Raw genomic sequence first — 10350 nt, forward strand, 5'->3', positions numbered from 1 at the left:
TGATTGCTCCTTTGTTGATGATTTCTCGCAAAACCATTTTAACATGAAGCTTCACTATGGATTTTTGTTTTTTTGATTACCTGTTCAAATTCATTTTACAATTAACCAACAGAAAATATCCAGCTCCCGACAACCAGATCAGATGAAATTTCTGCCCTGCCGTTTTACGAAATAAGACAAGACAGAGCACGACATCGCAAAATAAAACGATGTTCTGCAGTATTTCCAACGGGCCATTTTCCCAAGCCAGATGCTCCGGCATGACAAACGCCACGGGAACAATCAGTAAAAAATATACGACAATGCCGATTTTCAACGCCAATTCCGGCATCGAATTCCCTTCTTTCAACACAACCATTCTCCCTCCCGGCAGTTCAGCAAGACGCCGCTGTCATTCGTAAATATATTGTAAATATTTTATAAATATATCATAAACAACGACCAACAGCAAGAACTTGGAGCGATAAAAAAAGAGCATCCTCATCAATTACAGCGCTGACGCACAAAAACAAAAGGATGCTCTTAGGTTATGTGAAGTTATATCTTTACTTTTTTAAGGCTTCAAGCTCTTCCCGCAGCCTTTGGTTTTCCGCTTCCAGCTCAGCTAACTTCTGCTGCAAGTACGCTACGCTGACTGCCGACGTCGGATCGGTTTCATCCGTCTGTATTCCAGTCACAACGCCCTGCCCTGCAAAGGCAACGCCGCCAATCGTCCCTGTCGGTGCTTCCACGCGTCTGCCGTATATATTTCCTAAATCCGCACCGGAAGCCTGCACATGCTTCGCCGCTATGGTATTCGCCGTCACGTTGCCGTCTTTCAGCTGGATGCCGTTCATATAGCCTTCCACATGGCGTCCCCTGTCGTCCGTATCCCACGTCAGAACGCCGCCGTTTCCATCGACCGTCGTCACATCCGATTCCGTCACGCCGTTGCGCTTCGTCACGACGCGATGATAGGTCTTGCCGTCAGCCGTATTTCCATAGGAAACAGACTGGTATTCATAGCTGGAAACGACATTGGGCTCCTGGCTTGGATTTCTCGTGTCGGCAGCCTGCGCGCCCATGGCAACACACAGTCCCATCACAGCCGTCATAATTATATTAGATACCTTTTGATACCGCATCGTCAGTCATCCTTTCCAGTAAAATATATCCACTCTTGGATTACGATCATTATATATCTGCCCATATATAGAAATCAATATTCCTTCCAAAAAGTTTATATTTACTGCTCGTACTTGCAAACATTAACAAAACACGATGCTCATACAGCAATCATCCTATTGACGAAATAATATAATAAATAGTAATATAAGCAAAAATTGCACTTATTATTAGGAGGTATCCTTTATGACCAACATCCTGCAAAAAGGCATTGCCGCCGTCCTAATCAGCGGAGCCATTTTATTTCCCTGCGCAGCTCAAGCGATGGACTGGAACGACTACGACGAAAGCCCTCACTACGCGCCGACAGCCATGCATCAAGGCTACTATCAAGTTGATCTGGTGGACACCCTTTCCATCGACGAATATGCGCCGCCTATCTACATCCTGTCCGTCAACTCCTTCCTCGTCTCGCCCGACAGCACGACAAAAAACATCGGCCGCACAACCTATAAGCTGAATTATGAAACAAAAGAAGCCTGGCTCCTGACCCTGAAAAAGCCAGAATGGTTCCCCATCACCACAGCCACCGCATCGTCTCGAGACGTGTTTAATAAGCTGTTCATGAAAGCTTTCGGTATTCCGTTTATTGCCGAGCCAGAATAAGGAACAATCTGCTGACAATATAAGGTTGACAAAAAATTTCATTAACGAAGTGAAACAAAAACTCTTATGCAGAATTGATAATGTCAGTATTTGCATAAGAGTTTTTGTTATTTAAAAATTCATCCTTCAATATATCTATACTTCTAAATTTATCTTAAAATTAATTAAAACTCCAATTCATCTTCAATATCCGCAAACCACGGATTCTTCGTATCCTTTTCACTCAAAATCGGATCTGCCACGCCCCAATTTACGCCAATTGTCGGGTCATTCCAGCGGATGCCGGCGTTGGCTTGGGGAGCGTAATAATTATCGGCTTTATACATGAATTCTACATGGTCTGTCAACGTGACGAAGCCGTGGCCAAAGCCTCTGGGGATAAGGAGCTGCTTTTTGTTTTCTACAGACAGCTTTTCTACAGACAGCTCTACGCCGACCCATTGCTTGTACGTCGGGCTGTTTTTGTGCAGGTCTACGGCTACGTCGAGAACGGCGCCGCGAGTGCAGCGCACCAGCTTAGCCTGGCACCATTCGCCTTTTTGAAAATGGATGCCCCGCAGCGTGCCTTTTACCGTCGACGAGGAATGGTTATCCTGTACAAAATCATAAAACAGCCCAGCTTCCTCCATCTTCCGCTTGCTCCAGCTTTCCAATAACTACTTCTACCGTTCATTAGCCACCTAGCGCTCGTCATTTAAGAAGTATGCTAACGTCCGCTTTAATCCATTCTTCAAATCCACTTTAGGTGCCCAATATAGACCTTCTTTTGCTTTACGATTACACAACATAGAACGGTATATATCGCCTTTACGCTCTAATTCAAAACACGGATTGATCTCCTTATGTAAAATAGCACTGCAAGCATTTACAACATCCAATAAACTTGATTCAGTCTGTGTGCTCAAATTATAGACAGTATTTATATTGGAGGTTTGCAGTGCCACGTAAATGCCTTCTGCAACATCACCAGCATAAATAAAATCTCTTGTTTGTTTTCCATCACCAAAAACCGTAATGTTCCTGTTTTCAGAAAAACATTTAGCAAAAATACTAATAACGCCACCCTCGCCTTTAGTTCCTTGGCGTTCTCCATATACATTAGCAAAGCGCAGCACAACATAATCTATACCGAATATTTTGTGATACATCTCAAGATATTTTTCTTCTGTTAATTTACTCAGTCCATAAAAAGACATAGGCTGCACCAAATGGTTTTCTTTGACAGGCAAATCCACTTCTTCAACATCACCATATACAGCTGCAGTAGAAGAAAATACGATACGTTTCACCTTCGTTTTCCTCATTGCTTCTAATATATGAAGTATCCCTTCGATATTTTGCTTCATATCGTGTAAAGGAAATTTTAAAGAGTAGTCCACCATCGTCTGCCCTGCCAGATGCACAATAGAGTCGATGCCTTCATCATAAAGCAAATCTTCCAGTTTATTATCTAAAATATCCATTTTATAATATCTAACTCTTTCTGGAATATTAGATAATGAACCAGTGCTAAAATTATCTAATACAATAGGAATATCCCCGTGCTTTAACACGTTTCTCACAAAATGCGAGCCAATAAATCCCGCTCCACCGGTTACTAATATCTTCATTAGTCTCACTTTCTATATCAAAAATAATCCTTGATACGGTTTCCTAAAACTCCAATTCATCCTCAATATCCGCAAACCACGGATTCTTCGTATCCTTTTCACTCAAAATAGGATCTGCTATACCCCAGTCTACGCCGATCGTCGGGTCATTCCAGCGGATGCCGGCGTCGGCCTGAGGAGCGTAATAATTATCAGCTTTATACATGAATTCTACGTGGTCGGTCAGCGTGACGAAGCCGTGACCAAAGCCTCTGGGGATGAGGAGCTGCTTTTTGTTTTCTTCCGACAGCTCTACGCCGACCCATTGCTTGTACGTCGGGCTATGTTTGCGCAGGTCTACGGCTACATCGAGAACGGCGCCGCGAGTGCAGCGCACCAGTTTGGCCTGGCACCATTCGCCTTTTTGGAAATGGATGCCTCGCAACGTGCCTTTTACCGTCGATGAGGAATGGTTATCCTGTACGAAATCGTAAAACAATCCAGCTTCCTCCATCTTCCGCTTGCTCCAACTTTCCATAAAGAAGCCCCGGTTATCGCCAAATACCTGAGGTTCCAAAATAACTACGCCGTCTAATTTCGTCTTCGTCACCTTCATTGTCGTTCCTCCCACATAGTAGCACGTTATCATTCATTTACTTCGTTCCGTATTTCCGCTAAAAACCGGGCTACGGCATCACGCCAATCCGGCAGCGGCGCAAATCCTTGTTCCACTAATTTAGATTTATCCAGCCGACTGTTAAAGGGTCTCGCCGCCTTGGATAATCCGTATTCCGCCGTCGTCACCGGCACGACCTTTGTCGTATATCCAGCCTGACGGAAAATTTCACAGGTAAAATCATACCAGGAAATATAGCCGCCTTCATTCGTAGCGTGGTAATACCCATATTTCTCCGTTTCAATCATATCCACGAGAAGACGGGCCAAGTCCAGCGTATACGTCGGCGTGCCGATTTGGTCGTTTACAACGCGGACCATATCATGCGTCTTGCCGACATTCAGCATCGTCCGAATAAAGTTCTTGCCGTTTAAGCCGAATACCCAGGCGATGCGGACGATGAAATAGGCATCGAGCGTACGGGCTACGGCCACTTCCCCTTCCAACTTCGTCTGTCCATATACATTGAGGGGCTGATAATCCTTGCAGTCCGGCTGCCAAGGCTCCGTTCCCTGCCCGTTGAAGACGTAGTCCGTGCTGATGTACATCATCTTACAACCGGCAGCCTTGCAGGCTTCGGCAATATATTTCGTCCCGTCGGCGTTAATAGCTCGTACCTTATCAATCTTGTCATCGTCTTCGGCCATATCGACAGCCGTCCAGGCCGCACAGTGTACTACCGCATCGGGATGCACTGCTGCTATCGTCTGCTGCACAGCCTCTTTATCAGTTATATCCAGCTGAACATAGGGCATCGACACCACTGCCGAACCGTCCTTCACGCCCGCATATTGCGCCGCAATATCGCTGCCGATTCCTTCATGTCCCCGCTTCGCCAGCTCATTCATGACGTCGTGGCCCAGCTGGCCGCAAACGCCCGTTACGAATACCTTCATCCTATCGGCTCCTTTCCCTTATCGATTGCCATACATCTTCTCGTAATACGCCATATATTCCCCGGACACGATAGGCTGCCACCAATCTTCGTGGGTTACATACCATTGAATGGTCTTTTGAATACCGTCGGCAAACTTCGTTTCCGGCAGCCAGCCCAGCTCGCGATGAATCTTCGTCGGGTCGATGGCATAGCGCCGGTCATGACCTTTCCGGTCTGTCACAAACTGAATCAAGCTTTCCGGCTTGCCCAAGGTTCGGCAGATGAGCTTGACGATATCAATATTTTTCATTTCATTGTGGCCGCCTACATTATACACCTCGCCGACAGTACCCTTATGGAGAATCAAATCAATAGCCCGGCAATGATCCTCTACATACAGCCAGTCACGCACATTCAGGCCGTCGCCGTATACCGGCAGCGGCTTGTCGTGAAGAGCGTTGATAATCATAAGGGGAATCAGCTTTTCCGGGAAATGATAGGGCCCGTAGTTGTTGGAGCAGCGGGAAATCGTCACAGGAAGTCCATAGGTCCGATGATAGGCCAGAACCAGCAAATCAGCCGCGGCCTTAGAGCTACTGTACGGGCTGGACGTGTGAATCGGCGTATCCTCCGTAAAGAACAAGTCGGGCCGATCTAAGGGCAAATCGCCGTATACTTCGTCCGTCGACACCTGATGATAGCGCGTAATGCCGTATTTCCGGCAGGCATCCATCAGTACCGCTGTTCCCATGATATTGGTTTCCAAAAAGATACCCGGATTTTCAATAGACCGGTCGACGTGGGACTCAGCGGCAAAATTGACAACCATATCGGGATGCTCTTCCTCAAACAGCTGATACACTGCTGCCCGGTCGCAAATATCAGCCTTGACGAAGCGGAAATTTCCATTCTCCATAACCGGCTCCAGCGTCGACAAATTCCCGGCATAGGTCAGCTTATCCAAGCATACGATGCGATATTCAGGATGCGTCTGAAGCATGTGAAATACAAAATTACTGCCAATAAATCCGGCACCGCCGGTAATGATGATATTCATGTAGCATTTCGCTCCCTTATCTATAATCCAAAATCCCGAAAACAGCTACTCATTCTGTAGATAAAATTTTATTTAGTGTTGAAACAAAATATTGAAAACTAGGAGACTGATTTTTTTCAAGATCCATAAAAGGTGTAATTGTCTCTGCCCATTTCCGCTTTGCTGCTCCAATTTCTTGATACTCCTTATGATTCCGTTCAAAACCAACTACATCCGCCAATTTTTCCCAAGTCCCGCATATTGAATCTTGCTCATATGTATTTAAAATCCCTAAATTAGCATTAGGATAAGCCGATTTTATTGCATCTTTATCTCCCAAGAACCAAGCTTCGCCTTCTTCTATTGCAAAACAAAAAGAAGCATTAGGTTTTATATAACAATCTTCTAAAATACTTTCTAATTGCTGTTTAAATTCCAGCAAATTATTGTCATCTAAATCACAGACAACAACAACATGTCCTCGAGGAGCGTTGCCCCAACCATTGTACGTGTGTCCAAATCCGTTCAATAATTTTGGAAGCAGATCTAAAAGTTGCCGGTGTTTTATTGCCTTTGCAGACGTCTTTTTACTTGGCAAACGTCCGATTCCTTTATAAGGATTAACCTTATATGTAGCTCGATCTGAAGGAATAATTTTAGGAAGTAAATTTTCTAGCATAACTTTTCCAGAAATATCTTCTACCAAAAAATCAATATGTATCATTTATATTCCTCCAAATAATTACTATACCAGAGACCACCTAAAGGAATCCCCTCGTTGCATAAGTTCTTAATTAAAGGAATATCACTAGCCCGCTTTATAGTAGAAAAACCATCACTTTCTTTATTCAAAATCCAGACTTCTTCAGGATTTAATGCATCTACCAAATATGGTTGATGCGTCGTAACAAATATCTGAGGAGAAGATTTTCCGCGTTTTGTTTGCAGCCTTAATTCTTCAACCAACACTTCTAATAATTTGTGGTATAATCCATTTTCTGGTTCTTCAATGCATATAAAAGGAGGCGGGGTTGGGTCAGCTAATAAAATCATGTACGCAAAAACTTTTAATGTACCATCTGACATCTGTTGAGCATAGAAAGGATCTTTAAACCCCTTATCATTGAAACGCAACAAAAGCCTTCCATCAGGCGTTTTTACAGTATCAATCTTCCGAATGCCCGGAATTTTATTTGCAATACTAATTAAAATGTTATGAAATTCCTTTGGATAATCTCGCTCCATAAATTGAACAACATTTCCTAAATTGTCCCCATGTACGTTTAATCGTCGTTGTGCCCCTGCCAATGGCAAACTTCTAGCTGCATCAGGAATAAAATAACTCAAATACCATCCTTCTATAAACTTTCTAAAAGCAGCGATTCTTGGATGAGCTTTTAACGCACCTAGAGTAGCAATTCCTAATTTACGTTTATCATCCATAGAAACAGCTTCACTATCATTGGATTCTTCTCTTAAAATATTTTTTACATCATCCTCCTGTGTTCCATCGGCATTTCCTTTCCATACACGGCCTTCACCTTCATCTAAAAACAAAAACGAAAAAGGCCGTCCATGACTCTGCCCACTTCGACGCTGTCTTAATCGTTCATGAAGTACATAGGGTCGATGTTCTTTATCCAAATCAATTGCAACTTCATACGTAATAGGCCGACTATTACGATTTTCTTTATAATATATTTCAAATTCAATAGGGCCAGGGGTTCCTAATGAATGAATTTTCTCATACCCTCCTCGCCCATTTATATCACAAGCACTTTCTACTCCATGAATTAAGCAATCCGCTAAAAAGCCAAACGCGTCCATTAGTGAACTTTTACCAGTACCGTTCTTACCAATTACTACAGTCAAAGGAGTTAACTGATGTGTATCTTGTGTATTCCACAATCGACCGAGTGTTACATTTTTTAACGCTTTAAAATTTTTAATTTTAATTCCCTGAATATGTACAAATTGGTCCATAATAAAATTCCTTCCATTTAACAAAACTAATTAATGGATATCCCTACGAAACCGTCCTTCAGCAACTTTCTTTAAATATTGCCCATAAGGACTCTTGCCGTATTTCTCGGCGCTTTCTTCCAATATATCTTTTGTAATCCAGCCGTGCATATAGGCAATATCTTCCAAGGCCGCAATCTGAACGCCGGCCCGCGTCTCTACAGCCTTTACGAAATCAGAGGCGTCGCTCAGACTGGCCACCGTCCCCGTATCCAGCCAGGCATAGCCCCGTCCCAAGGTAACGACGTTGAGCTGTCCCTGTTCCAAATACATCTTGTTCAAATCAGTAATTTCCAGCTCACCCCGGGCCGACGGCTTAACCTTCTTGGCATATTCGCAGACCTTTTCGTCATAGAAATACAAGCCCGTGACAGCATAATTGGACTTCGGATGCTCCGGCTTTTCTTCAATAGAAATAGCCTTGCCGTCATCATCAAACTCGATGACGCCGAACCGTTCCGGATCGTCGACATAATACCCAAACACCGTCGCGCCCTGCTCATTAGCTGCCGCAGCCTGTAAATGCTTGGACAACCCGGCGCCATAAAAAATATTATCGCCTAAAATCATCGCACAAGGCTCGCCGTCAATAAACTCTTTACCCAAGATAAAGGCCTGAGCCAGCCCATCGGGCGACGGCTGCACCTTGTAGCTCAAATGAATCCCATACCGCGAACCATCACCCAAAAGCCGCTCAAAATTCGGCAAATCCGTAGGCGTAGAAATAATCAAAATATCCCGAATCCCTGCCAGCATCAAGGTAGACAAGGGATAATAAATCATCGGTTTGTCGTATACGGGCAGTAATTGTTTTGATGTTACCATCGTTAGTGGATATAAACGAGTTCCACTACCGCCGGCTAATATAATTCCCTTCATATGAACACTCCATAAATATAATACTAAATGCTCATGATAAATATTATTTAATTCATTTCACTCCAATTAACTCTAGTAACTCATTCTTATCCTGAGTAGCCACCCATATAATGAATCCCCGATCCACAATATGTAATTTTAAATTTGATTCATCATAATCCATTATAATAGGTAAAATCGATTTATTAACTTGTAAAGAGACTACTGCTTTTAAAGCTTGAGTCAAGTTACCTGGATTAAGATCATGTCCCCGAGGATGTTTTTCTGTTAGTTTTGTTTTTATGGCACGATATGATAAGCCTTTTATTAATTCTTGTTTTTCAGCAATAATAACCGGATATAATAACCATTTATGCATTTCTAGATTTGTTTCTTGAAATCCACTTGCATAATTTGTGAGAAAAGAATAATATCTTCCGGATTGTTCTTTCACAATTTCCTGCACAAACTTACCTGCATCATTTTTATTTCCAATTATTTTATATTGTTCTTGCGTCTCCTGTATGTTATTTTCAATACATACACGATGGCAAGCTTCTTGAATTATATATATATTATCAGAAGATCTTTGTATCAATTCACTAACAAAATCCTCTTCAAAACAAATGTTTAAGAGTTGAGCTCCTTTTTCTATAACTAAACGCATCTCTTCACTGGACCATGAATCAGCATTAACAGATACTACACGGCCAGTAAGATCTCCATTATAAATAACTAATTTATTTTCATCTAACCACACACCTACAATTACAAAACATAATTTTGAATTTTCATGAAAAGCTTTTAATTCAATTGCAAAATCTCTTTGAATTTCATTTTTTAAATAATGAAAATCTTCTAATACAATAATTTTATTAAAGTGAATTTTTTCCAATGCAGCAATCACATCATTCACATCTTCTACATCCAATTCGAGCTGTTGGCAAGTAGTTTCTTTGCATTCTGAATTTTCTGTCTCACCACTTAATTCTGTCCCAATAAAACCTAATTTTGCTTTCACAGAGGCAAGAATTTTTGCTTTTCCACTTGTCGAAGTCTTTGATGATATTTCTAATTCATATCCTGCCCGTTTGAGAATATTAGAATTTAACTCAGCTAAACTCCACCGATTGCTACATTGCACAACGATATAAGAATCTGAATTTAGACAATGTTTTCTAAGACAAGTTTTTCCTTGCTTTGAACTTCCAAAAATTATTATATGTTTATCTCGATTAAGATTATTCCTGAATTTTTTATCTACACTTTCTCGTTCCACATAATTTAATGGGACATCCCTAGAAATACCATAAACTTCATTCAGCTTATACTTTTTCATAATATAAATACCTCAACAATCATTTTTCATATACTAAAACAAAGGTTAATATACAATAAATTTGGATACATAAAGGTAGTGTCAAGTATTTTTCGCAAAATGGTTTGCAGGCCCTGATATGAGTGAAGTCACCCAGCAATGGAGGTATCCTCCAGAGCCGCCTGTAGGTGCTTCATGTTCATG

Annotated in this window: 12 protein-coding genes; 1 reads left to right on the forward strand and 11 read right to left on the reverse strand. The window is 42.1% G+C overall.

What is annotated here, in order from left to right; all coding sequences use genetic code 11:
- Positions 1 to 76: 76 nt before the first annotated feature.
- Both B5F80_RS10725 and B5F80_RS10730 read right to left on the reverse strand, forming a co-directional pair.
- Positions 77 to 352, reverse strand: coding sequence for a hypothetical protein (locus B5F80_RS10725; RefSeq protein WP_143747185.1), 276 nt, complete (start codon positions 350 to 352; stop codon positions 77 to 79).
- 193 nt (positions 353 to 545) lie between these two features.
- Complete coding sequence (locus B5F80_RS10730; RefSeq protein WP_087478817.1) at positions 546 to 1124, reverse strand: bZIP transcription factor; 579 nt, start codon at positions 1122 to 1124, stop codon at positions 546 to 548.
- A 226-nt stretch (positions 1125 to 1350) separates the two neighbouring features.
- Here B5F80_RS10730 and B5F80_RS10735 point away from each other — a divergent pair, with 226 nt between their 5' ends.
- Positions 1351 to 1770, forward strand: coding sequence for a hypothetical protein (locus B5F80_RS10735; RefSeq protein WP_087478818.1), 420 nt, complete (start codon positions 1351 to 1353; stop codon positions 1768 to 1770).
- 164 nt (positions 1771 to 1934) lie between these two features.
- Here the strand turns inward: B5F80_RS10735 and rfbC (B5F80_RS10740) are convergent, their stop codons facing one another.
- From rfbC (B5F80_RS10740) to B5F80_RS10780, 9 genes are read right to left on the reverse strand one after another with little or no spacing between them, the layout of a single operon-like run.
- Positions 1935 to 2423 (reverse strand): dTDP-4-dehydrorhamnose 3,5-epimerase, encoded by a 489-nt coding sequence (gene rfbC / locus B5F80_RS10740; RefSeq protein WP_255376429.1) that lies wholly within the window; start codon positions 2421 to 2423, stop codon positions 1935 to 1937.
- A gap of 27 nt (positions 2424 to 2450) precedes the next feature.
- On the reverse strand, positions 2451 to 3380 hold the full coding sequence (locus B5F80_RS10745; protein WP_087478820.1) for an NAD-dependent epimerase/dehydratase family protein: 930 nt from the start codon (positions 3378 to 3380) through the stop codon (positions 2451 to 2453).
- Between the two features lie 43 nt (positions 3381 to 3423).
- Complete coding sequence (rfbC, locus tag B5F80_RS10750; RefSeq protein ID WP_087478821.1) at positions 3424 to 3975, reverse strand: dTDP-4-dehydrorhamnose 3,5-epimerase; 552 nt, start codon at positions 3973 to 3975, stop codon at positions 3424 to 3426.
- Between the two features lie 29 nt (positions 3976 to 4004).
- The gene (rfbD, locus tag B5F80_RS10755; protein WP_087478822.1) at positions 4005 to 4931 is read right to left on the reverse strand and encodes a dTDP-4-dehydrorhamnose reductase; all 927 of its coding nucleotides are present in this window, start codon (positions 4929 to 4931) and stop codon (positions 4005 to 4007) included.
- 18 nt (positions 4932 to 4949) lie between these two features.
- Positions 4950 to 5969: a dTDP-glucose 4,6-dehydratase gene (gene rfbB, locus B5F80_RS10760; RefSeq protein WP_087478823.1), complete on the reverse strand. Its 1020-nt coding sequence runs from the start codon at positions 5967 to 5969 to the stop codon at positions 4950 to 4952.
- Between the two features lie 49 nt (positions 5970 to 6018).
- Positions 6019 to 6672: a DUF4276 family protein gene (locus tag B5F80_RS10765; RefSeq protein WP_204246398.1), complete on the reverse strand. Its 654-nt coding sequence runs from the start codon at positions 6670 to 6672 to the stop codon at positions 6019 to 6021.
- Positions 6669 to 7931 (reverse strand): AAA family ATPase, encoded by a 1263-nt coding sequence (locus tag B5F80_RS10770; RefSeq protein ID WP_087478824.1) that lies wholly within the window; start codon positions 7929 to 7931, stop codon positions 6669 to 6671. The genes B5F80_RS10765 and B5F80_RS10770 overlap by 4 nt, the downstream gene beginning before the upstream one ends.
- 30 nt (positions 7932 to 7961) lie before the next feature.
- Positions 7962 to 8849, reverse strand: coding sequence for a glucose-1-phosphate thymidylyltransferase RfbA (gene rfbA / locus B5F80_RS10775; protein ID WP_087478825.1), 888 nt, complete (start codon positions 8847 to 8849; stop codon positions 7962 to 7964).
- Between the two features lie 52 nt (positions 8850 to 8901).
- Positions 8902 to 10167 carry a hypothetical protein gene (locus B5F80_RS10780; protein WP_087478826.1) on the reverse strand — a complete coding sequence of 422 codons (1266 nt, stop codon included), beginning with the start codon at positions 10165 to 10167 and terminating at the stop codon, positions 8902 to 8904.
- Positions 10168 to 10350: the final 183 nt, after the last annotated feature.

The organism is Megasphaera sp. An286 (assembly GCF_002163455.1).
Taxonomy (GTDB): Bacteria; Bacillota; Negativicutes; order Veillonellales; family Megasphaeraceae; genus Megasphaera; species Megasphaera stantonii.